Origin of the sequence: Sphingobium baderi, from assembly GCF_001456115.1 — a bacterium.
Lineage (GTDB): Bacteria > Pseudomonadota > Alphaproteobacteria > Sphingomonadales > Sphingomonadaceae > Sphingobium > Sphingobium baderi_A.
This window is the reverse complement of sequence record NZ_CP013266.1, coordinates 24,950-46,985: the sequence shown is the minus strand read 5'-3', so window position 1 is coordinate 46,985 and position 22,036 is coordinate 24,950. Positions and strand designations below refer to the sequence as shown.

Annotated in this window: 20 protein-coding genes; 7 read left to right on the top strand and 13 right to left on the bottom strand. The window is 61.9% G+C overall.

All coding sequences use genetic code 11. The features are described 5' to 3' along the window. Positions 1-140: 140 nt before the first annotated feature. The 8 genes from ATN00_RS21530 to ATN00_RS21495 form a co-directional block, all read right to left on the bottom strand. Positions 141-2,795, bottom strand: coding sequence for an excinuclease ABC subunit UvrA (locus ATN00_RS21530; RefSeq protein ID WP_017980846.1), 2,655 nt, complete (start codon positions 2,793-2,795; stop codon positions 141-143). Between the two features lie 22 nt (positions 2,796-2,817). Beyond that, entirely contained in the window at positions 2,818-4,794 is a 1,977-nt protein-coding gene (uvrB, locus tag ATN00_RS21525) for an excinuclease ABC subunit UvrB (RefSeq protein ID WP_017980845.1), read from the bottom strand. Positions 4,795-4,856: 62 nt separating this feature from the next. Next, positions 4,857-6,131, bottom strand: coding sequence for a DUF3422 domain-containing protein (locus ATN00_RS21520; RefSeq protein ID WP_017980844.1), 1,275 nt, complete (start codon positions 6,129-6,131; stop codon positions 4,857-4,859). Positions 6,132-6,175: 44 nt separating this feature from the next. Continuing rightward, complete coding sequence (locus tag ATN00_RS21515; protein WP_020486679.1) at positions 6,176-7,507, bottom strand: NAD(P)/FAD-dependent oxidoreductase; 1,332 nt, start codon at positions 7,505-7,507, stop codon at positions 6,176-6,178. 20 nt (positions 7,508-7,527) lie between these two features. Beyond that, positions 7,528-8,358, bottom strand: coding sequence for an S-formylglutathione hydrolase (gene fghA, locus ATN00_RS21510; protein WP_017980842.1), 831 nt, complete (start codon positions 8,356-8,358; stop codon positions 7,528-7,530). Positions 8,359-8,507: 149 nt separating this feature from the next. Continuing rightward, on the bottom strand, positions 8,508-8,906 hold the full coding sequence (locus ATN00_RS21505; protein ID WP_017980841.1) for a VOC family protein: 399 nt from the start codon (positions 8,904-8,906) through the stop codon (positions 8,508-8,510). A gap of 51 nt (positions 8,907-8,957) precedes the next feature. Further along, positions 8,958-10,067, bottom strand: a complete 1,110-nt coding sequence (locus ATN00_RS21500) for an S-(hydroxymethyl)glutathione dehydrogenase/class III alcohol dehydrogenase (protein WP_017980840.1) — start codon at positions 10,065-10,067, stop codon at positions 8,958-8,960. A gap of 344 nt (positions 10,068-10,411) precedes the next feature. Next, positions 10,412-11,623, bottom strand: a complete 1,212-nt coding sequence (locus ATN00_RS21495) for a glutathione-independent formaldehyde dehydrogenase (protein ID WP_062069421.1) — start codon at positions 11,621-11,623, stop codon at positions 10,412-10,414. A gap of 402 nt (positions 11,624-12,025) precedes the next feature. Between ATN00_RS21495 and ATN00_RS21490 the strand changes: the two genes are divergently transcribed. After that, positions 12,026-12,700, top strand: a complete 675-nt coding sequence (locus tag ATN00_RS21490) for an SDR family NAD(P)-dependent oxidoreductase (protein ID WP_024310570.1) — start codon at positions 12,026-12,028, stop codon at positions 12,698-12,700. Positions 12,701-12,744: 44 nt separating this feature from the next. On the opposite strand, the gene ATN00_RS21485 is transcribed toward ATN00_RS21490, so the two are convergent. Together ATN00_RS21485 and ATN00_RS21480 are read right to left on the bottom strand one after the other, a co-directional pair. Further along, positions 12,745-13,665: a LysR family transcriptional regulator gene (locus ATN00_RS21485; RefSeq protein ID WP_017980837.1), complete on the bottom strand. Its 921-nt coding sequence runs from the start codon at positions 13,663-13,665 to the stop codon at positions 12,745-12,747. A gap of 265 nt (positions 13,666-13,930) precedes the next feature. Continuing rightward, on the bottom strand, positions 13,931-14,221 hold the full coding sequence (locus tag ATN00_RS21480; RefSeq protein WP_017980836.1) for a metal/formaldehyde-sensitive transcriptional repressor: 291 nt from the start codon (positions 14,219-14,221) through the stop codon (positions 13,931-13,933). A gap of 318 nt (positions 14,222-14,539) precedes the next feature. Between ATN00_RS21480 and ATN00_RS21475 the strand changes: the two genes are divergently transcribed. From ATN00_RS21475 to ATN00_RS21455, 6 genes are all read left to right on the top strand, one after another. Further along, entirely contained in the window at positions 14,540-15,958 is a 1,419-nt protein-coding gene (locus ATN00_RS21475) for a cytochrome ubiquinol oxidase subunit I (protein ID WP_017980835.1), read from the top strand. Continuing rightward, positions 15,955-16,965 carry a cytochrome d ubiquinol oxidase subunit II gene (gene cydB, locus ATN00_RS21470; RefSeq protein WP_017980834.1) on the top strand — a complete coding sequence of 337 codons (1,011 nt, stop codon included), beginning with the start codon at positions 15,955-15,957 and terminating at the stop codon, positions 16,963-16,965. The genes ATN00_RS21475 and cydB overlap by 4 nt, the downstream gene beginning before the upstream one ends. After that, a complete protein-coding gene (locus ATN00_RS23140) occupies positions 16,965-17,081 on the top strand; it encodes a DUF2474 domain-containing protein (protein ID WP_017980833.1) in 117 nt (38 codons plus the stop codon). Before cydB ends, ATN00_RS23140 begins: the two co-directional genes overlap by 1 nt. 67 nt (positions 17,082-17,148) lie before the next feature. Continuing rightward, entirely contained in the window at positions 17,149-18,045 is an 897-nt protein-coding gene (locus tag ATN00_RS21465; RefSeq protein ID WP_017980832.1) for a bestrophin family protein, read from the top strand. Between the two features lie 127 nt (positions 18,046-18,172). Next, a complete protein-coding gene (locus ATN00_RS21460) occupies positions 18,173-18,436 on the top strand; it encodes a DksA/TraR family C4-type zinc finger protein (RefSeq protein ID WP_024310576.1) in 264 nt (87 codons plus the stop codon). Positions 18,437-18,724: 288 nt separating this feature from the next. Beyond that, positions 18,725-18,988, top strand: a complete 264-nt coding sequence (locus ATN00_RS21455) for a hypothetical protein (protein ID WP_062069418.1) — start codon at positions 18,725-18,727, stop codon at positions 18,986-18,988. 41 nt (positions 18,989-19,029) lie between these two features. Here ATN00_RS21455 and ATN00_RS21450 read toward each other — a convergent pair whose 3' ends face one another. Genes ATN00_RS21450 through ATN00_RS21440 form a run of 3 tightly spaced genes read right to left on the bottom strand, consistent with a single transcriptional unit; the run spans position 19,030 to position 21,916 of the window. After that, entirely contained in the window at positions 19,030-19,917 is an 888-nt protein-coding gene (locus ATN00_RS21450; protein WP_017980906.1) for a hypothetical protein, read from the bottom strand. Beyond that, positions 19,914-21,338, bottom strand: coding sequence for a relaxase/mobilization nuclease domain-containing protein (locus tag ATN00_RS21445; RefSeq protein WP_029721116.1), 1,425 nt, complete (start codon positions 21,336-21,338; stop codon positions 19,914-19,916). The genes ATN00_RS21450 and ATN00_RS21445 overlap by 4 nt, the downstream gene beginning before the upstream one ends. Continuing rightward, positions 21,335-21,916: a hypothetical protein gene (locus ATN00_RS21440; protein WP_017980904.1), complete on the bottom strand. Its 582-nt coding sequence runs from the start codon at positions 21,914-21,916 to the stop codon at positions 21,335-21,337. The genes ATN00_RS21445 and ATN00_RS21440 overlap by 4 nt, the downstream gene beginning before the upstream one ends. Positions 21,917-22,036: the final 120 nt, after the last annotated feature.

Below are 22,036 nucleotides of genomic sequence, written 5' to 3'. Positions count from 1 at the left end.
AACTCCCTGAATGGTCGGGCAGGACCATCGCTATCACATCCCAGCAAGACATGGCCGGTGCTCGATCATCGGGATCGCCACACCCCAATCGACAAGACTCACCATAGTCCCACTCCCCCCTGTCGCCGGCGTCCAAGCGGCTAAAGCGCCGCCTTTAGATAAGGCGCGGTCAGGCTGCCTTGCGCTTCGGCAACATCGTGAGGGACGCCGCTCGCGATGATCCGGCCACCATCTTCGCCAGCGCCAGGCCCCAGATCGATCACCCAATCCACCTGTGAAATAGCTCGCATGTCATGCTCGACGACGACGACCGTATTGCCGACATCGACAAGGCCCTGCAGGTGCCGCATCAGCCGATCAGCGTCGGAAGGGTGAAGCCCCGAAGTCGGCTCGTCGAGGATGTAGATGGTGTTGCCACGCTGGGCGCGTTGCAGCTCGGTCGCGAGCTTGATGCGCTGGGCCTCGCCGCCCGACAGTTCCGTCGCCGGCTGTCCAAGCCTCAGATAGCCGAGGCCAATCTCCCGCAGCACATCGAGCGAGCGCATGACGGACGGTTCGCTCGCGAAGAAGTCGCACGCCTCGTCCACCGTCAGCTCAAGCACCTGGGCGATGTTGCGGCCGTTCCATTCGACTTCGAGCGTCTGCGGATTGTAGCGGCTGCCATGGCAGGTCGAGCAGGGCGCATAGACGCTGGGCAGGAACAACAGCTCCACCATGACGAAGCCCTCACCCTCGCACACCGGGCAGCGGCCCTGTGCGACGTTGAAGGAGAACCTGCCCGGGCTGTAGTGGCGCCGGCGCGCCAGTGGGGTGTTCGCGAAGATCTTGCGCACATGATCGAACAGGCCGCTGTAGGTGGAGAGGTTCGAGCGTGGAGTGCGGCCGATCGGCTTCTGATCGACCCGCACCAGCCTGCGCACATGCTCCATGCCCGCAACGATGCGGCCTTCGGTCTCTTCCCGCGCAACATCGAGCAGCGGATCGGTATCCTCCTCCTCGGCAGCCGGCGTGCCGCCGAGTTGTTCCGTCACAAGCTCCGGAAGTGCCTGGCTGACAAGACTGGACTTGCCCGATCCTGAAACCCCGGTGACGGCGGTGAAGCAGCCAATCGGTAGCGCGACGTCGAGCCCGTGAAGATTGTTGCGGGTCACACCTTCAAGACGGAGCCATGCTTTTGCTTCGCGCGGGGTCCGGTCATGGGCGTCAGGTTCTGCGAACAGATAGCGACGGGTGATCGACGCCTCGACGCCGGCAAGCCCTGCGATCGGGCCGCTGTAGAGCACTTCGCCGCCCTTTTCGCCGGCACCTGGCCCCACATCGACCAGCCATTCGGCATGGCGGATCACGTCAAGATCATGCTCGACAACGAACAGCGAGTTGCCCGCCGCCTTCAGCCGCTCAAGGATGGTCAGCAACGCTTCGCCGTCTGCCGGGTGCAGCCCCGCCGATGGCTCGTCCAGCACATAGACCACGCCGAAAAGCTGTGACGACAATTGAGTGGCAAGGCGCAGGCGTTGCAGCTCGCCGGAGGAAAGCGTCGGCGTGCTGCGGTCGAGCGAGATGTAGCCAAGGCCAAGGTCGATCAGCGGGCCTAGCCGTTCGAGCAGCTCGGATGCGAGACGCTGCGCGGCGACCCGCTTCTCATCGGAAAGATTGGGCGTGCGGCGCACGTCAGGCGCTGCCTTGTGTGCCGAGCCTCCCGCCGCGACCCTACGTTCAACCGCCGCATCGCGGGCCGCCTTGCCGAGAACATGGCCCTTCAGGGTCGTCGAGGCGCTACCATACTCGCCATGGGCGACGGGCGTGAGCAAGTCCCGGAGCTTCAGCACCGTCAGGTCGCCAAACTCGGCGATGTCCAGGCCGGCAAACTTCACCGACAGGGCCTCGCGCTTCAGGCGCTTGCCGTCGCAGGTCGGGCAATCGCGGCCGATGATATATTGCGAGACACGCTTCTTCATCAGCGCGCTTTTGGTGTTGGCGAAGGTCTCCAGCACGTAGCGACGGGCGCCGGTGAAGGTGCCCTGATAGCTCGGCTCCATACGACGCTTGAGGGCAACGCGCGTCTGTTCGGGCGTCAGACCCGCATAGACCGGCACCGTCGGCGTCTCGTCGGTGAAGAGTATCCAGTCACGATCCTTCTTCGGAAGATCGCGCCATGGCGTGTCGACATCATAGCCGAGCGACACAAGGATATCGCGCAGGTTCTGGCCGTGCCACGCCGGCGGCCATGCCGCGATCGCCCGATCGCGAATGGTGAGACTGTCGTCGGGCACCATCGTCTCTTCGGTCGCGTCATAGACGCGCCCGATGCCGTGGCAGGTCGGGCAGGCCCCGGCCACGGTGTTGGGGGAGAAGTCCTCCGCATAGAGCATCGGCTGATTGCGCGGATATTCTCCGACGCGCGAATAGAGCATCCGCACCAGGCTGGAGAGCGTCGTCACGCTGCCAACCGAAGACCGCGCATTGGCCGAGCCGCGCTGCTGCTGCAACGCGACCGCGGGCGGCAACCCGTCGATGGCGTCAACCTCCGGCACGCCGGCCTGATCGATCAGGCGGCGGGCGTAGGGCGCGACCGATTCCAGATAGCGGCGCTGTGCCTCGGCATAGAGGGTGCCGAAGGCGAGGCTCGACTTGCCCGATCCCGATATGCCGGTGAACACCACGAAGGCATCGCGCGGAACGTCCACATCAACATTCTTGAGGTTGTTCTGCCGCGCGCCGCGCACTTGTACGAAGCCGGATCGCGGCGCGCGTTCCTTGCCGGGGGTGGTTTGAGGCTCCTGATCCTTGCTCATTCGGTCACTTTCACCCGGCGCGTCACAGATAAATGAACTGACGGTAGAGGCCGTCCAGCTCGCCCCGGATCGTCTCGGCCCGATCCTCTTGGCCGTGATCCACCGCCGCGAGCAGCGCCTGTTCCTTCTCCGTGATCCGGTCGCAAAGCTCGTACAGGTTCTCGCAGAAGGCTTCCGAATGGACCGACGGCTCTTGCCCGTAGGGCTGCGCCGACGCCAGGCCGCGAACCGACGAGAGCGGTGTGACGTCGTTCTCCTCGTTGAAGGCGATCTGGCGCTGTCGCCGGCTCTCGGTCTCATCGATCGCGGCCCGCATCGCCGGCGTCACCATATCGGCGTAGAGGACAGCGGTGCCGTTCACATTGCGCGCGACGCGGCCGATCATCTGGATCAGCGCCTGGGCCGAGCGCAGGAAGCCCGCGCGGTCTGCATCGAAGATCGCAATCAGCGACGCTTCTGGGATGTCGAGCCCTTCGCGCAGCAAACTGATCCCGATCAGCACGTCGAACTCGCCCACGCGCAGGCCCTCGATGATCGCGACCCTATCCTCGACCTTGATGTCAGAGTGCATGTAACGCGCGCGAATGCCTTCGCTTTCGAGGAAAGCGTGCAGCTCCTCGGTCGCAACCTTGGTCAGCGTCGTAACCAGCACGCGCTCATCGCGCTGCGTGCGCTGCGCGATCTCGCGTAGCAAATCGTCACGCGCGCCTTGGGACGGGCGGACTTCCACCTTCGGATCGAGCAGGCCGGTCGGCCGCACGATCTGTTCAACCACCCTGCCTTGCGAGGCCTTTACCTCATAAGCGCCGGGGGTGGCGGACACGAAGATCGTCTGCGGCTTGACCTGTTCGAACTCGTGGAAGCTCAGGGGGTGGCTGTCCTTCGAAGACGGCAGGCGGAAGCCATAATCGATCAGCGTATCCTTGCGGGCCTGGTCGCCCCGGAACATCGCCGAGATCTGTGGGATCATCACATGCGATTCGTCGACGAACAGCAGCCCGTCCTTGGGCAGATAGTCGAGCAGGGTTATGGGCGGGAGCGCAGGGTCACGACCGCTCAGATAGCAGGCGTAATTTTCCATGCCCGAGCAATATCCGACCTCGCGCAACATCTCGGCATCGTTGGTGATGCGATCATAGAGGCGCGCCGCTTCCGTCAGGCGGTTTTCGCTGGTCAGCCGTTCGACCTGCGTTTCCAACTCTTCGAGGATCGCCGTGGCGGCCTTGCGGGCCTGATCTGCGGTCGCCGCCAGAACAGTCTTGGGCGAGACAAGATAGTGATCGGCGCTTTCCATCGGCTTGCCGGTCGCCGCATCGAACCATTGGAGCGACGCGATCACGCCGTTTGCCAAACCGACGCGCAGCGCCTTATATTCCGAATCCGCCGGGTAAATCTCAACAGCGTCGCCATCAGCGCGATAAGTGCCGCGCTTCAGCTTATGCTCGGCCCGATCATATTGCAGGCGCGCCAGGCTGCGGAAAAGCTCTTCCTGTCCCAACCGCGCGCCCTCGGTCAGCGGAACCTGGAGCGCGCGATAATTGTCGGGATCGCCCATGCCGTAGATCGACGATACCGAGGCGACGACGATCGTATCGCGGCGCTCGATCAGCGATTTTGTCGTCGACAGGCGCAACCGTTCCAGATGCTCGTTGATCGAGGAATCCTTCGGAATGAACTCATCGCGGCCCGGCAGATACACTTCCGGTTGGAAATAGTCGTAATAGGAGACGAAATACTCCACGGCGTTTTCAGGGAAAAATCGCCGCATCTCGTCATAGAGCTGCGATGTCAGCGTCTTGTTGGGGGCAAGGATCAAGGTGGGGCGCTTCAGACGATGGATGATGTTCGCCATCGTGAAGGTCTTGCCCGAGCCCGTGATGCCCTTGAGGGTCTGGTGATGTGCCCCCTCTTCGACGCCGGCGATCAGGCGCGCGATCGCTTCGGGCTGATCGCCTGCCGGCGTGTATTGCGAGTGCAGTATGAAAACATCGGTCGACACTGGAAATCCTCCTGCCGGTTTCGCCCCCGGCGCGCGCTAGACGCACGGAGGCGATAAAGGGATCATATCTGCTTTTTTGCGGGCGGCGGTCCATGGTCGCTGTGCGCGTTCCTGATCTGTCGAACGGTCCACCAGACACCAAGGACGGCAAGGGGAACCAGAGCGGCGATCACCAGCTCGGGCGCCACCATGTCGTGAATCCCCGGTATGCCCTTGATGAGATAGGAGAGCAGGCCGATCACATAATAGGAGATCGCCGCGACAGACAGGCCTTCCACGGTCTGTTGAAGCTGCAATTGCAGCTTCGCCCGATTGTCCATCGAGGCCAGCAGATCGCTGTTCTGGCGTTCGAGTTGCACATCGATCCACGACCGCAGCAGCGTGGTCGCGCGCGCCAGCTTGTCGGAGAGATTGGCTTGCCGTTCCTCGATCACGCGACAGGTCCGCATGGCGGGCGCGATCCTGCGATGGAGGAAGTTGCGCCAGCGATAGCAGCCCGGGACGAAGGTTTCGCCGAGCGCTGCAAGCCGCTCCTCGACGATTTCATAATAGGCACGGCTCGCACCGAAGCGGTAGAGGCTGGACGCCGTGTCCGCCTCCAGCTCGGCCGAAAGGTCGGTCAGCCGGGAAAGTAGCCCCTCGCTGTCGCGGCGTGCAGATTTGCGCATCTCGTTGGTGATGGCGGCAAGGCGCTTCTCTATGCTGCGCAGATGCGGCCCCAGCGATTGGGTCAGTGGGATGCCGAGCAGGGCCAGCGTCCGATAGGTCTCGATTTCGAGGAGCCGCTGTGCCAGCGCGCCAAGCCGGATCGGCGTCAAACCGCGATCGAGGATGAGGATGCGGGTTAGCCCATCGGCGTCCTGACGGAAATCGGTGACGATATCGGCCATGCCATCCTCGACGAGCGAATGACACCGGCTGATCGGGTCGAAGCGATCGATATAGGTCGCGGTCTCTTCGGTCCACGTAACAACGTCCAGGCGGACGCCGCAAATGACCGGCCCGGGCGGCGTAAAGCCGTGCTTGAACGGATCTTCACCCGCCAGCTCCCCGGTGCCCGGATCGAGGGGCGCACTCCACAAGTAGGTCGAGAACTCGGTGTGCTTCTCACAGTGCAATTTACCCTGATCCCAGGTCAGGCCATGAAGAGGTGTGTCCTGATCCGGCAGCGGGGCGCCCATCCGGCTCGATATTTCCGCGAGGGTCGCCTTGTCCTTCGTCAGATTGCCCTCGTTCATGAAGGCGAGCTGCACCAGGGCACGCGGCGCATCTATCAGCAAATAAGGGCGCGCATGAACCTCGTCGATGGCAACCCGCCTATTCTCATAGGTGGGCATTCCATAGACAGTTGAACCGCTGTTCTCGGCGCTGCCCTCTTCACTCAATCGCCTTCCCTCCCCTTGTCATGGTCCTGCCCGGCATCGTGCTGAGCGAGATCGCTGTAAGTAATCAGACGCGAGCCACGATATCCTATGCCGTGGGTCCACATCCAGCTTAGTGCAACACTCATCCGATTTTGCGTCCCGATCAGGAAGTAGATGTGGATCAGTTTCCACATCCACCACGCCAGAACACCGCGCAATTTGAACCCGCCCATATCGACGACCGCAAGGCTGCGGCCGATCGTCGCCAGATTGCCTTGATGCCGGTAACGGAACGGTTCCGAAGCATTCTGCCCCTTAAAGCGCTGGCGGATCAGCCGGGCCACATATTGTCCGGCCTGCTTTGCAGCCGGCGCGAGACCGGGCACCGGCTTGCCGTCATACCCGTTCGAGGCTGCGGTATCGCCGATCACGAAAATGTCGGGGTGTCCTGGCACTGTCAGGTCCGGCCCGACGACCACGCGGCCCGCGCGATCGGCTTCAGCGTTCAGCCAGCGCGCGGCGGGCGAGGCCTGAACGCCTGCTGCCCACAAAATCGTTTCAGCGGGAATAGGCACACCGTCGACCACGACCCCATGCTCGGAACATTCCGTGACCGGCTTGCCGAGCTTGATTTCGACACCGAGCTTTTCAAGCGCCTGAGCGGTATAGGCCGACAGATCTTCCGGGAAGACCTGCAGGAGCCGCTGCCCGGCTTCGACCAGCACCACCCGCGTCGCGCGCGGATCGATCGACCGGAAATCGCGCACCAGTGTCAGACGGGCAAGCTCCGCGATCGTGCCGGCCAGTTCGACGCCGGTAGGCCCGCCGCCGATGATAACGAAGGTCTGCAAGGCCGCACGGCGCGCGGGATCGCTCTCGCGCTCGGCTTCTTCGAACGCGACGAGAAGGCGCCGGCGAATGGTGGTCGCATCTTCGAGCGATTTGAGGCCCGGAGCATAAGGCTCCCATTGGTCATGCCCGAAATAGGAATGCCGCGCGCCCGTCGCGATGACGAGTGTGTCATAGCCAAGCGTCGAGCCGTCTTCGAGAACGACGCGCCGGTTGCCCGTGTCCACGCCTTCGACCTCACCGAGCAGAGTCCGAACGTCCTTGCGCTTGGCGAAGAGCGAGCGGATCGGCCAGGCGATCTCCGATGGCGACAGCGACGCGCCCGCGACCTGATAGAGCAGCGGCTGAAAGAGATGGTGGTTGCGGCGATCGACAAGGGTGATGTCAACGCCGCTCCCCGCGAGCCGCTGGACGGTTTCGAGGCCGCCGAAGCCCGCGCCCACGACCACCACGCGATGGCGACCGGAGGCGGGGTCATTGCTGGACGCGATTTCGCGCATGGCCGAGGATGCCGCCGCGCTCATTGGAACAGCGCCTTGGCATGATGGCCGATATGCTCGCCGATGAAGCTAGCGATGAAATAATAGCTGTGATCGTAGCCGGGTCGCAGGTTGAGGATCAGCGGGTGCCCCGCAGCCTCGCAGGCCGCCTTCAGCAGATCCGGGCGCAGCTCGCGATCCAGAAACTCATCATCCATGCCCTGATCGACGAGCAACGGCAGGCGCTCGCTGGCGGACTTGATGAGTTCGATGGTGTCGTAATGCTTCCACCCGGCGCGATCGTCTCCGAGATAGGCCGTCAGAGCGCGCTCGCCCCAAGGCACCTGGCTCGGCGCGACGATCGGCGAAAAGGCCGATACGCTGCGATAGCGCCCCGGATTGCGCAGAGCGGCAACGAGTGCGCCGTGCCCGCCCATCGAATGACCGGCAATCGCCCGGCGATCATCGGCCGGAAATGTGGCTTCGATCAGCGCCGGCAATTCCTCGACGACATAATCGTACATGCGGTAGTGGGCAGCCCAAGGTTCCTCAGTCGCGTTGACGTAGAAGCCGGCGCCCTGTCCCAGATCATAGCTGGGATCGTCGGCCACGCCTTCGCCTCGCGGGCTCGTGTCCGGCGCGACGAGGATGATCCCGTGCTCGGCAGCGAAACGCTGCGCGACAGCCTTCGTAATGAAATTCTGTTCGGTGCAAGTCAGGCCGGACAGCCAATACAGCACCGGCACGCGACCGTCCTTCACCTGGGGAGGCAGATAGACGCCGACCTTCATCGGGCAACCCAGGCTGATCGAGTCATGCTGATAGACGTCCTGCCAACCGCCGAAGCTGGCGTGATGTTCGACACGTTCCATTTTTGTTTCCTTGCTTCGACGGTTGGTGGACGGTGTGGCGATAGGCGCCCTTTTCTTGGCTGTTGTGCGGGGGGGGAAGCGCCGGCGCCTGTTTCAGCGCCGGCGACAGCCAGTCATAGGGTTGCCGGTATCGCCCTCACCTTCCGGCTTTAGATGAAGGTGTACGAGCAGACCTTGTTGCCCGCCGGATCGCGCAGATAGGCCGCATAGGCACCCGGCAGGTGGCCCCGCGGGCCGGGCTGGCCCTCGTCGGTGCCACCAGCGGCGAGGCCGGCCGCGTGGAAAGCGTCCACTTCGGCGGGCGTCGCGGCGGCGAAGCCGACCGTCACGCCGTTGCTGGAGGGCGCTTCGCCATTGCCGGGACGGGCAATGATGAAAGCAGGCTTTTCGCGGCCGTAGAGCACCCAACCATTGCCGAAGGGGCCGAGGTTCTTGACGCCCAGGGCGCCCAGAGCGGCGTCGTAGAACGCTGCCGACTGCTCGACATCGGCCGCGCCGATGAAGACGTGCGAGAACACGCCGTTGCCGGAGATAACGGGATCAGCCATGATATTCTTCCTTGAGGTTAACTATTGAAATTGAAGGTTAGAGTTGAGGGATCAGTAGTGGATCACGGTGCGGATCGACTTGCCTTCGTGCATCAGATCGAAGGCTTCGTTGATCTCATCGAGACCCATGGTGTGGGTGACGAAGGGCGCCAGATCGATTTCACCCTTCATGGCGTCCTCGACCATGCCGGGAAGCTGGGTCCGTCCCTTGACACCGCCAAAGGCCGACCCCTTCCAGACCCGGCCCGTGACGAGCTGGAACGGACGGGTGGAGATTTCCTGGCCCGCGCCAGCGACGCCGATGACGATCGACTGGCCCCAGCCACGATGCGCGGATTCCAGCGCGGCCCGCATGACATGGACGTTACCGATGCACTCGAACGTGTGGTCGATGCCCCACCCGGTCATCTCGATCAGCACTTGCTGGATCGGCTTGTCATAGTCCTTGGGGTTGATGCAGTCGGTCGCGCCGAACTGACGCGCCAGCTCGAACTTCGTCGGGTTGGTGTCGATCGCGATGATGCGTCCTGCCTTGGCCTGACGCGCGCCCTGGATCGCGGCGAGACCGATGCCGCCCAGACCGAACACGGCAACCGAGTCACCCGGCTGCACCTTGGCGGTGTTGTGGACCGCGCCGATGCCGGTGGTGACGCCGCAGCCCAGAAGGCAGACATGCTCGGGGTTCGCTTCGGGGTTGATCTTGGCGAGCGAGACTTCGGCGACGACGGTGTATTCGCTGAACGTCGAGCAGCCCATATAGTGATAGAGGGGCTGGCCGTTGTAGGAGAAGCGCGTGGTGCCGTCGGGCATCAGGCCCTTGCCCTGCGTTTCGCGAACCGCGACGCACAGGTTGGTCTTGCCGGACAGGCAGAACTCGCACTTGCCGCACTCGGCGGTGTAGAGCGGAATGACGTGATCGCCCGGCTTGACGCTGGTGACGCCCTCGCCGACCTCGACGACGATGCCCGCGCCCTCATGGCCGAGAACGACCGGGAAAATGCCCTCCGGATCGTTGCCGGACAGCGTGAAAGCGTCGGTGTGGCATACCCCGGTATGCGTGACTTTGATGAGCACTTCACCTTTCTGGGGCGGTGCGACATCGATCTCGACGATTTCGAGCGGCTTGCCTGCCTCGAAGGCTACGGCGGCGCGAGATTTCATGTTTGGATCTCCCTCTTTTCTAGAACCGGACCGCCGGTTGCGAGTCCCCGTTTCGATATCTCGATTCGGAGCCAAGCATACTGGCTGGGAGTATGTATAAGATACTCCTAGCCAGTATGCAAGAGGGATAATGTCTGAGGGTGGTGAAAGCGCCCGACAGGGCGTTACGGCTTCGGAAAAGCGCAGCGCCATGGCTGATGCTGCGTTCCAGAAGGGGGCGGCTTGCCGATCCGGGGGGGTGTTAGATCGACAAGCCGGAAGGGGGTGTGCGTGCGGCAAGCAGTCCGCCCCCAACGGCTCAGAATGCCCCCCGACATGACCGGGGGGCATTCCGGGTTAGATGGTCAGGCCGCCACAGAGCCGTGCGGATCGATGACGTACTTGAACGCCGATCCGTCATCGAACTCCTTGTAGGCCGCCGGCGCGTCCTCCAGCTTGATGATCTTCGTGTTCATCATCGGAGTCAGATAGGGCATCCGATCGTTCAGGATGGCCCGCATGAGGGCGTGGTTGTAATTGGCCGTCGGCGACTGGCCTGCCGACATCCGCGGCGACTTGATCCAGCCACTGGCCCAATCGACTTCCATGCTGCCCTTCTTGTTGTCCCGATTCTTGGAGATCGGATTGGGGCAATATACGCCGACCGTGCTGGTCATCCCGCCGAAGCGGACATATTTCAGCAGGGCGTTGGTGACGGCGTTCTCGACGATCTGGTCGGACTCCGCCCCGAACCCGCGACAGTCGAGGCCCACATAGTCGATGACGCGATCGGCCTCGCGCTTGCCGGTGATCCGCTCCAGATGATCTTCGATCGGAATGCCGTCCGACAGGTTGATGGTCTCGACGCCGTGCGGCTTGAGCAGATCGAGCCGCTCCTGAATGAAGTCGGCGACGATGATGGCGCCGGCACCGAGGAGCTTCGCACAGGCGGCGCCCGCGCGGCCGACAGGCCCCGCGCCGAAGATCAGCACATTCTCGCCGACGATATAGGCCGGTTGCGCCGGCCAGTCGGGAGCGGCGAACCCGTGGAACGCGGTCGGCAACACGTCCGAAAGGAGCGTCAGATCACGGATCTTCGCCATGGCCGCGTCCTTGTCGGGGAAAGCCAGCAGATTGAAGTCTGCATAGGGCACGAACAGGTAATCCCCCTGCCCCCCGGTCCATCCACCCAGGTTAAAGCCATAGGCGCCGCAGTCGACTTCGGGGTTGGTGTGCTCGCACACGTCCGAGCGCATGTGCTTGCAGTTGTAGCAGCGTCCGCAGCCGACGTTAAAGGGAACGGACACGATATCGCCGACCTTGATATATTCGACGTCGGAGCCGACCTCGATCACCTCGCCGGTCATTTCGTGGCCCATCGTCATCCCCTTGGGGACTTCAAACGAACCTCGGTAGATGTGAAGGTCGCTGCCGCAGATGTTCGTGGTGACGATCTTGAGAATGGCGCCGTGGGGAGCTTTTTTGCCCTGTGGAGTAATCAGCTCCGGGAATTTGAAGGTGTTGACCTTCATTTCCATCGGTTTCTCGAAGGTTACGATCCGGTTGCCTGTAGTCATCAGATATCTCCTGCGTTTTTTCACGCCCCCCCAAGTATTGACGAGAGTAGGACTTGACACGGATCAACATGCCGCACCGAATTAATTCAGCGCAGCATAGTAGTGTCGTTGCCAGTCTCATCATTACCGTCTTGGCAGAATGGCGGCGCTTCTCCTTCGGAGCAAACTCGAAGATTCTATCCCAAGATCGGAAATTCCTATGACCAAGCTACAGGAGAATGACTGCCGCAATGCAACAAGATGATATATCATATTCCATTGCAGCAAGCATAATGTTTCTGGAAGACAAGGCGCAGTTGAAGTCTATCAGGGTGACGCCCTATGCGCCCGTTCTCTGGACTTGAGTTGTGTTGGCGCAATGGTGCCGGTCTCTCTATCATCCTCTGACAGAAAGGAGTTCTTATGAAACGCGCTATTGTAACAGGAGGATCGGGGCTAATCGGTCAGGCTATATGTTCCGCCTTATTGGATGAAGGTTGGGAGGTGGCATCCTTCGATTTGAAGGAAGGAGCGATCGGTCAACAGATCCATTGCGATCTTGCCAGCGAAGAGTCCGTAGCCGAGGCTTTTCGTGCCCTTGGCTGGGATCGACTGGACTTGCTCGTCAACAATGGTGGGCTTGTTTACGACACATTCATGCAGCTCGGTGACACCTCGCTCGACCAGTGGAACAGCACCATTGGCAGCCATCTGACCGGGGCCTTTCTGATGTCGCGAGCGGCATTGCCCCTGCTCACCGATGGCAGTTCGATTGTCATGATGGCTTCCACCCGCGCGTTGATGTCCCAAGGCATCGACTTTGCCTATGCCGCTGCGAAAGGTGGCATGGTGGCACTCGCGCAGGCGCTGGCGGTGCAACTTGGCGCCAAAATCCGGGTCAATACAATCGCACCTGGTTGGATCACCAATGACACGAATCTGCGCGCCGAGGACGAGGCGCAGCATCCGGTTGGCCGGGTCGGTCGCCCCCAGGACATTGCCGAGGCCGTGCTATATCTGGCGTCCGCCGGCTTTGTTACCGGGCAAACGCTTGTGGTCGACGGCGGGATGACCAAGAAAATGATCTACGTCGAATAGTGGGTCGCGCGACCGTTCATGCTGCGATAGCACGGCATGAACGGTCAGCCCCCTTCGGGTTGGAACTGGCGGTACAGGTCCAGAGCGGCCTCTATCGAGGCCATTGTCTCGGGTGCGCGGACTATTTCGAACAGCGCGGCTGTGGGTGTCGATTTCACCCCATTTCTGGGCATGGCCAATCCAACAGCGGCATCTGCGCCCTCACCTGCGACTTCAACCGCCCGAATGTCGGAAATCCGAGCAAAATAGGTTGCGAGAGATTGCGGAAGGACGGTGGCATATCGCCCACTTGCGATATGGGCAGCGAGAACATCGACATTGTTGGTCCTGATCGACTTTGCGGCACGGTGCCCGAGTCTAGAACGCGCGGCTTTGGGTAGCGCGCAGTCCAAGATGCACAAAGGCAGCTCGGCGACATGATCCCATGAAACCTGTCGCGGGAGCGGGTCGCCGGATGCCTGGAAAACGACGATCCGCTCCCGGTAGAGAAGGTGCGTGTCAAAGTCCTCCTCAGATATGTCTTCGAGATAGACCAGCGCCATGTCCATTTCATGCGTCAGCAAGGCTTTGGTCAGCGACGAGGTTTGCGCTGTGCAAATGCACTGTTCGAGGAGCGGCATCCTTTCAGCGAGGGCAAGGCTGAGGATCGATGCCATGATCGACGTGGCCGACAGCACGCCCAGGCGAATTTGACCTTCCAGCCCACGTTTCTGGGCCGAAAGGTCGCGCTCCAGCCCCTCGCAGTTGCTCTCGATCTTCTTCGCCCAGGCCAGCACAGTCTCACCTTCCGATGTGAGTCCGTCATAACGCCGGCCATGCCGCACGATCTCCACACCCAAGTCCTGTTCGAGCTGCTTGATGCCGGCGGAAAGCGTGGGCTGCGACACGTTGCAGCTCTTGGCTGCCCTACCGAAATGGCCTTCCTGATCGAGCGCAATCAGATATCCGAAATTCTTGACGATCATAACGTGTTCTCATCCAGTTGCGATTTTCCAGTGGAACCACAAATTGCAGTCCCGCAATCAAGTTATGATGCCGGTGGCACGCGAAGCTGAATGAAAATACCAAAGCATGGAACTGGAAAAATGTAGATACGCCGCTTAGGGCGATCTATGAAAATACCAACCCATAAGTCGTACCACGCGAAAATTGGGCGCACCGTCATTATATTGCCGATCGGTAAAAAATTGTTCTTATAAATCTATATACAGGTACTGCGGTTTCTAAGACCTACTTAAGATAGGTTCGCAATATCCGCATTATACCCTCCATGTCGTCGTCGAATGGGCTGGCTCCATTTTCCCCATGCGCGCCGTTGGCGGGGCCGAAGGTCTCACGGAGATGGCCTTCCATCACTTCTGCCATCAACCCGTTGGTGGCGCCCCGCATCGCCACAATCTGTTGGAGCAAAGGGGCGCAATCCGTTCCGGCCTCGATCGCGCGTTCAAGCGCTTCCGCCTGCCCCTTGATGCGACGCAGGCGTGTTATGGCCCGCTTCTTCTCTTCTGGTGAATGTGGCATCGCGCTTTCCTGACTGTTGATATGCACATACTATACAGGGGGGGAGTTTCAACCCTATCCTGTGCCTTGCGCCGCGCTGACACCTCAAATTTCGGCCGAAGCGAGCCTGAACCTTCCCCTACGCCTCCAGAAACATCGAACGCCAGACCTGGGTTCCTACCCCCTTGATACTGGTGGGGAGTATGATATATTGCCGGCCCGATCGGATCGCTGCACCAAAGGAAATGGCGCGCGTCCGGCCCCCAAGCCCTGTGTTCGAATCGCAAAGCCTCTGCAGAGGACAATCGGACGAACATCGGCGGGACAAAACAGGGAGGAATGTTGGTGATTGAGAATCTCGATCCGGTAATCCTGGCCCGGGCGCAATTCGCGTTCACGGTCTCATTCCACTTCATCTTCCCGGCCTTCTCCATCGGCACGGCAAGCTATCTCATGGTGCTTGAAGGGTTGTGGTTGAAGACCGGCAGCGGTGTGTATGCGAACCTCTATCGCTACTGGCTCAAGATCTTCGCCGTCGCGTTCGGCATGGGTGTGGTCTCGGGCGTGGTGATGTCCTACCAGTTCGGGACGAACTGGTCGGTATTTTCGGCCAAGGCCGGTCCGGTCATCGGCCCGCTCATGGCCTATGAGGTTCTGACCGCGTTCTTCCTTGAAGCCGGTTTCCTTGGCGTGATGCTGTTCGGCATCAACAAGGTAGGCAGGGGCCCGCATTTTTTCGCGACCTGCATGGTCGCCGTCGGGACGCTCATCTCGGCGACCTGGATCATTTCCGTGAATAGCTGGATGCAGACGCCGGCAGGCTATGCGATCAATGCCAAGGGCCAGTTCGTGCCCGCAGGTTCGTGGCTTCCGATCATCTTCAACGCGAGCTTTCCCTATCGCCTCGTCCATACCGTCATCGGCGCCTACCTGACCACGGCAATGGTCGTCGGGGCCGTAGGAGCATGGCACCTTCTGCGCGACCGCGCGAATCCCGGCGCGCGCAAGATGTTCTCCATGGCGATGTGGATGGCGGCGCTTGTGGCGCCGATCCAGATTCTCGCGGGCGATCAGCACGGCCTCAACACGCTTGAGCATCAGCCGACAAAAGTTCTCGCGATGGAAGGTCATTATGAGGCCAGCCCCGAGGGCGCTTCGCTCATCCTTTTCGGCCTCCCGAGCAACAAGGATGCGGTGGTCCACGGCAAGATCGAAATCCCCTATCTGGGATCGCTGATCCTCAAGCACGATCCCAAAGCGCCCCTCCCCGGCCTCAACGACTTCCCGCGCGATCGCTGGCCGCCCACGCCGATCGTCTTCTGGTCGTTTCGGATCATGGTGGCGATGGGCCTCGCCATGCTTGGGTTGGGCCTCTGGAGCCTGCTCGCCCGCTGGCGCGGCAAGCTCTATGACTGGCGCTGGCTGCACCGCGCCGCTCTCGCGCTTGGTCCGTCAGGCTTTGTCGCGGTCATAGCAGGATGGGTGACGACGGAAGTAGGCCGACAGCCCTTCACCGTATACGGCCTGCTGCGAACCGCGGAGTCCCACTCCCCCCTGGCCGCTCCGGCTGTCGCGGCGTCCCTCGTCGCTTTCATCCTCGTCTATTTCGGCGCGTTCGGGGCCGGCACCTATTATTTGCTCCGGATGATGGCAAAGCCGCCCGCAGCCGGTGAACCGGAACCGTCCAAGGTGCCGCAACGCGCGGCGGGCATCACGCCGGCAAGCGGCGTCGTGGCATCAACCGGACGGGAGGCATGAACGTGGAGCACCTCGATCTCACCATAATCTGGGCCGGTATCATCGGCTTTGCTGTCTTCGCCTATGTCGTGATGGACGGGTTCGATCTGGGGATCGGCATCCTCTTTCCGAACCTTTCGGTCGGAGGAGAGCGCGATCAGGCAATGAACTCGATCGCGCCGGTCTGGGATGGCAATGAAACATGGCTCGTGCTGGGCGGAGGCGGTCTCTTCGCGGCCTTTCCTCTTGCCTACGCCATCATCCTTCCCGCGACCTACCCGCTCATCATCGCGATGTTGCTCGGTCTCGTGTTTCGCGGGGTCGCATTCGAGTTTCGCTGGCGAGATCCGCGCCATCGTCCCTTCTGGGATGTCGCCTTCAGCTTTGGGTCCGTTCTCGCGGCGTTCTCGCAGGGGATCACGCTGGGCGCGATCCTGCAAGGCGTGCGGGTCGAGGCCGATGCCTATGCAGGGGGATGGCTGGATTGGTTGAGCGCGTTCAGCCTCTTGACCGGCGCGGCAGTCGTGATCGGATATGCGCTTCTAGGCGCGGCCTGGCTGGTCTGGAAAACCGAAGGGCCGGGCCAGGAACGCGCCCGTCGACTGGCATTTTGGCTCGGCGGGGCGACGCTACTCGCGCTTTTCGCCGTCAGTGCGGCGACGCCGTTCCTGACCTATGACTATTGGCGACGCTGGTTTGCGATGCCCGGCGTGCTTCTCACCGCGCAGGTTCCTCTGCTGGTGGCGATCTGCGCTGCAACCTTCTTCTGGAGCCTGAAGCGCGGCGCGGAGCGCCTGCCCTTCATTATGGCGCTTGGCCTGTTCTTTCTCGGTTTCGTTGGGCTGGGGATCAGTATCTACCCCTATGTTGTTCCCCGCGCCGTCACGATCTGGGATGCAGCCGCTCCCCCGCAAAGCCAGCTCTTCATGCTGGCGGGTGCGGCCGTCATCATTCCGATCATTCTCGGCTATACCGCGTGGGCCTATTGGGTGTTCCGCGGTAAGGTCGGCACGCATGGGTATCATTGATGGACGAGCCTAAACCTCTCGGTCGACGGCTCGCCTGGATGGTCTTAATCTGGGCGGCCAGCGTTTTGGCGCTGGGGGCTGTCGCGCAGGTCATTCGCTTCATCCTCAAACCCTGACGGCAGCTCGTTTCGACGAGCTGCCGATGGAAATGCTGGCAAACAGGCGAAGGACATTCCACGGAATATGATCGTTCGATCGCAACCGAGCTTCCAAGATATCATTTTCACCGTGCATGGCTCGATCCTGCCGCGCATCGCACGGAGGCTGGCGGCGATCGCGGTCGTCAGTGTGATCGCCATCCTGGCCGCCCAAGCCCATCCCGGCATTTTCGCGCGGATTTCGACGATCCCTTTCACCCTGATCGGTATCGCGCTCTCGATCTTCATGAGCTTCCGCAACAATGCCTGCTATGCGCGATGGTGGGAGGGGCGGCAGCTTTGGGGCGAGCTAATTATCTCGGCCCGTTCGTTCGCGCGCGAGACATCGCTTCTCCCTGACGAGGATCGGCGCGCGTTGCTCCATAGCATATGTGGCTTTGCCTGCGGCCTCACCGCACGCCTTCGCGGCGAGGATGAAATCGCCGCCATTGCGCCGTGGGTCGATATCGGCCCGGCGACAAAGAGCCCGAACGTCACGAACCTCGTGCTCGATCGTATGGGGCGCAGGCTGCTCGAGCTAAAGCAGACTGGCGTCATTACGCCGATTCACTATGCCGTCGTGGCAGAAGACATGCGATCCTTCGGCAAGGTTCAGGGCGCTTGTGAGCGGATATCCACGACGCCCGTGCCGTTCGCCTATTCTCTGCTGCTCCATCGCACCGCACTTATCTTTTGCGTGATGCTTCCCTTCGCGCTCGCAGGATCACTCGACTGGTGGACGCTCCTGCCGGTGCTCCTCACCGCCTATACCTTTTTCGGCCTCGATGCGCTGGGTCACGAGCTGGAAGACCCGTTCGGCGTCGAGCCAAACTGTCTGCCGCTGTATGCGATGAAGCGGACAATCGAGCGGGATATGTTGTCGCTGCTTGGCGAAGAGGATCTACCCCCGCCACTGGAACCCCATAAATCTGTCCTGAGCTAAATTTGCACACTCCTTGATACTGGTAGGGAGTACCCTATATTCGGGTGCTGTGCTGGATAGTCGCGTGCTTGGCCCATGCGCCCCCGACTATCTGACCCCCAAGGTCAAAATCGAGGAGCTTGTGGCGATGGCAAATGGATGGGCACCCGATAGTGCGGTGCAGGACCAGATTGATGCAACGATCATGGACGCGGTTTTCGCCGCCCGATCGCGTCTGCCTTCCGGCGAGGGTAGCACCGACTGCGAGGTGTGCGGCGACGAAATCCCGGCGAAACGCCGCACGGCCATACCCGGCGTAAGAACCTGTGTCGCCTGTCAAAGCGAACGCGATAAGCGCCCGACCTTCACCGGCATCAATCGCCGGGGCAGCAAGGACAGCCAGTTGCGCTAATTGCGCTAGGGGGCGGCCAACCACGTTATTCGAGCGCCGCTTTAGCGGCGCTTGGGATGAAGGGGGCGCCGCCCCCCTCTGGACAAGGGCTGGACCGTCTCCGCGCGGGCGCGCTCCGCTTGGCGATCGGGGCGGTCTCCCCACCCTTCCGCGCCTGCGGCTTGTGCAGGGCGGGCGATCCCCCTCCCCCCCGATCGGCCCCATTTGCCCATTCACCCCCCGCTCTCGGCGAGGGCCAGAAGTCGATGTGAGCCATCGCCTTCGGCTCTATTCCAGAAAGGGACAATAATGGGTGTTACGAGTTTTCCTGCCGGCCTGCCCAATGTCGGCTATTCCATGCAGGCAGCCGCGATAGCGAGCGCGCTTGTCGAACGTGAGAACGCTGCCGACAACCGAGCAAAGCTGCGAGAGTGGCTAGATAGGATTGAAGGCCCCTTCCAACCCCTGTGGATCGACTTGGACGAAGGCCGGCATTTTGCCGAATTTCTGACCAACATGGTACGTGTAGGATCAGGTCTTGAGCCAGGCTCGTGCGAAGATCGTGTGCCGTAGCCGAAGCTCGACCACTCAAGCTGACAACCGCGAGGAGGCCCCTAGCGCCGCCTGCTGTTATCGGCCTCGATCGCGCTCGACCGCTCGCCGGCGTTCGTCTCCCGCCCTCTTGGAAGCGACGGGCGCTCGCCCGCCTCGATCCGATCGCCCAACTCGCCATGCAGCGCCGCCAGCTCGGCCGAAAGCTGCGCCTCGCCGATCGTCCCTTCGCGCTCGCGCTCTGCCTTGGCGAAAAGGTCCAGCGTCGGGGCAAGCTCGGCCTCCGCGAACAGTGCGACGCTTGGGCCAGCGCGCCACACCCGCGCTAGATCCTCCGAACGCGCCTTGCGCGCTTGCGAGGACCGATCTTGCGCTACCGTGCCGTGCGGCAACGCCGGCAACGCATCGCCGCGGCCATCGATCTCCGCGCGGGTGAGTGCCGCGAGCTGATAGCGCAGCACCCGCGCCTCGGGCGTGTCGGTGGGCGATGGTTCATATTGGCGGCTCAAGACATCGACCAGCTCGGCCGTGCCGGCGCTCTTGATCGTGCGCCGCCATTCCACCAGGGCGCGGCCCTCTGCGACATGATCGGGGGGTTGAAGGAGCATGAAGCGTTCGAGCAACGGATCATCCGCCACCTCGACGGGCAGAGGCATCCGGTTGCCCATAGCTGCGGCATAGGCGAACGCGGCAACCTCGGCCGTCTTCGCAAAGCCCGCGCGGTTCACGTCGCGGTCCTCGATCAACCGCCCAAGGATCGTCTCCAACACCGGCACCAAGTCCGTAACGCCCGCCTGACCGGCGTCGATCGTGTCGAGCCGATGGAGAATGTCCTTGTGCGTCGCCTCAATCCGCGCGTTGCTCTTCGCGATCGTGTCGAGCTGGCCCTGCACCATCGTAAGGGCGTCCAGCACAGCCGCCATGATGACGTCGTTGCCTTCCGTGGTCATCGCCGTGGTCCATCCTTATCGCGTGCCCGATCGCGCTCGCGTTGCTCTCGATCCCGCTCCTGGGTCTGTCGCATGATGTCATCCGCCTTGCCAGGCTCCGGCGCCGGAGCCGACCGACTGGCCTCGTCCATCAGCGAGCGCAGACGATCCGATACACCAGAAGGACGCTCGGCATTTGCGCCGCTCTGCGGCTGCTCGCGCGCCGACAAGTCGCTCTTGCCCGCCTCGATCTGCTCGCGCATCGCCTTCGCCCGCGCGAGCGCAGCGGCAACCGGATCTAGCGCCGGGGTCACACCTCCGTCGCGACCAGGCTGAGATGGAGCATCGCGCTCGCCCCTCGCCAATCGATCCGCCCGCACCGAATTGGGTTCCGGCGCCGGCATGGAAGCGACGAATTTCTCAAGGCTCTTGGCGATCGCCTGATCGGCGAGCGAGGGGGACGATGACAGCTCCGCAATCGACCGCTCATAGGCCGTCAACACCGTCGCCCGCTGATTGGCAAGGACAGCGTTCACCGGATCGGGAATGCCTCGGTCGCGGAAGCTCCGCGCGCGTTCGGCACGGCTTTTGTCCACGCGCGGAACCTGCCCCTTCTCCCGCACTTTCTTCGCCGCGATCGGCTCATGCTTCGGGTCGATGCCCCGCGCTCTCGCAGGAGTGGCGTTCGCCTCAATACCTCGATCTCGCAGCTTCGCCGCAAACCGCTGCCGATAGCGAAAGAGGTCATCGCGGCTCGGATGGAAACGGCGGCCATCATGATCGCGGCGCGCGAAAGTGAGGTGAACGTGGGGATGGTCGCGATCGACATGGAGCGACGCCACCCATGATCGGTTCGCAAACTCTTCGCGTGCGAAGTCCAGCGCCGCCTCTCTCAACCGCTCGGGATCGGTGCCCGCAGGCATGGAAAGGATCATGGAAATGGACGTAGCGCCCTTGCGACGCGCATCATCTCCCATCTCCCATTCCTGCCAATCCTGGGCAAGAATTTGCATGTCCTTCCCGTCGTGGAGAATGTCGCCATCACTCGTATAGAGCGGCACTTGCTTCTCCGCTCCATGCCCAAGGCGGCTGATATAAGAAAAGTTTGCGAGGACGTGCCCACCGCCATGTTGACGTCCCGTGATACGGACCATCACCTCTGGCGATCGTCGCGCGGTGCGATCCATCGCCGCGATTGCACGCCCGCTGACGCCCGCATGTGAGCCTGTTCCAAAGGCGTGTTTCGTCTGCGAGCTGGGACGGAACGCCGTCCCCGAATGCGACGATTTCGGAACCATAGCGGCGAGCGCAAAGACAAGTATCGCGTCACCCGACTTCGCACTCTTGCCCTTTCCGCCACCTGATCCCATCCGATACTTCTTGGGAGGCGCATAGACGCCCGCCATGGAATCGAGCGTGCCGGGGGAGAGCCGGAAACTCACTTCCCGGCATCCTTAAATGCCCCGGTCCAATAGCCCACTTCGCCCCCAACATATGAGGACAGCTCTCGCCGCGTTGCGAACAGAAGGGCCTTCAGGTCCGCGCAGGTTTCCAGGAACGGTTCGGCGATCCGGGCCAGGTTAAGCGTGCTCTCCGGCTGATTGGCCGCGTTCATCGCATGGACGGCTTGGTTGATGTTTCGGCCTATCGCCAGCACCTGCTTACGTACCTTACCGATCTCTGTCTGTGTAACCGGCGCGAGACGAAGCATCCCAGCTTTGTCCCAAAGCTGCCATCGTAGCGCTCGCTTGATCCATTCATTGCGGGTGAGACGTAGCGGCGTACCAATCCTGTCAATTGCCTCGATCTCGCTGCGATGGAGGCGCACCGTCACGCGAACCTGATCGTCAGGATGTCCCCGTCCCTCCTCTACGCCGATTGGAAGATCATCGTTCTCGGGAGAAAGCGCTGCCCGCGAAAGGACGTTCGCGATCCACGCACTGCGGGTTTGCCCATTTGCGGAAGCGATGCGGTCGATCTCGGCGATCAGCTCTTCCTTCAAACGCAGACTTACCATCATCCCTACAGCCCCGTGCAGCGGCACCACATCAGCCAATGTATTACATTGGTGCCATGTGGCATATCCTGCCATACCTAAACCTTGCTTCTACCTACCCCTCGAACCTCCATTTCTCAAGCC

Coding starts and splice junctions, on each gene's coding strand:
- ATN00_RS21520 (WP_017980844.1), bottom strand. CDS start 6,131: ATGCCCACCTATGAGAATAGGCGGGTTGCCATCGACGAGGTTCATGCG.
- ATN00_RS21505 (WP_017980841.1), bottom strand. CDS start 8,906: ATGGCTGATCCCGTTATCTCCGGCAACGGCGTGTTCTCGCACGTCTTC.
- ATN00_RS21450 (WP_017980906.1), bottom strand. CDS start 19,917: ATGACCACGGAAGGCAACGACGTCATCATGGCGGCTGTGCTGGACGCC.
- ATN00_RS21455 (WP_062069418.1), top strand. CDS start 18,725: ATGGGTGTTACGAGTTTTCCTGCCGGCCTGCCCAATGTCGGCTATTCC.
- ATN00_RS21465 (WP_017980832.1), top strand. CDS start 17,149: ATGATCGTTCGATCGCAACCGAGCTTCCAAGATATCATTTTCACCGTG.
- fghA (WP_017980842.1), bottom strand. CDS start 8,358: ATGGAACGTGTCGAACATCACGCCAGCTTCGGCGGTTGGCAGGACGTC.
- ATN00_RS21440 (WP_017980904.1), bottom strand. CDS start 21,916: ATGATGGTAAGTCTGCGTTTGAAGGAAGAGCTGATCGCCGAGATCGAC.
- ATN00_RS21475 (WP_017980835.1), top strand. CDS start 14,540: ATGTTGGTGATTGAGAATCTCGATCCGGTAATCCTGGCCCGGGCGCAA.
- ATN00_RS21490 (WP_024310570.1), top strand. CDS start 12,026: ATGAAACGCGCTATTGTAACAGGAGGATCGGGGCTAATCGGTCAGGCT.
- ATN00_RS21460 (WP_024310576.1), top strand. CDS start 18,173: ATGGCAAATGGATGGGCACCCGATAGTGCGGTGCAGGACCAGATTGAT.
- cydB (WP_017980834.1), top strand. CDS start 15,955: ATGAACGTGGAGCACCTCGATCTCACCATAATCTGGGCCGGTATCATC.
- ATN00_RS21480 (WP_017980836.1), bottom strand. CDS start 14,221: ATGCCACATTCACCAGAAGAGAAGAAGCGGGCCATAACACGCCTGCGT.
- ATN00_RS21485 (WP_017980837.1), bottom strand. CDS start 13,665: ATGATCGTCAAGAATTTCGGATATCTGATTGCGCTCGATCAGGAAGGC.
- ATN00_RS21495 (WP_062069421.1), bottom strand. CDS start 11,623: ATGACTACAGGCAACCGGATCGTAACCTTCGAGAAACCGATGGAAATG.
- ATN00_RS21530 (WP_017980846.1), bottom strand. CDS start 2,795: ATGAGCAAGGATCAGGAGCCTCAAACCACCCCCGGCAAGGAACGCGCG.
- ATN00_RS21500 (WP_017980840.1), bottom strand. CDS start 10,067: ATGAAATCTCGCGCCGCCGTAGCCTTCGAGGCAGGCAAGCCGCTCGAA.
- ATN00_RS21515 (WP_020486679.1), bottom strand. CDS start 7,507: ATGCGCGAAATCGCGTCCAGCAATGACCCCGCCTCCGGTCGCCATCGC.
- ATN00_RS23140 (WP_017980833.1), top strand. CDS start 16,965: ATGGACGAGCCTAAACCTCTCGGTCGACGGCTCGCCTGGATGGTCTTA.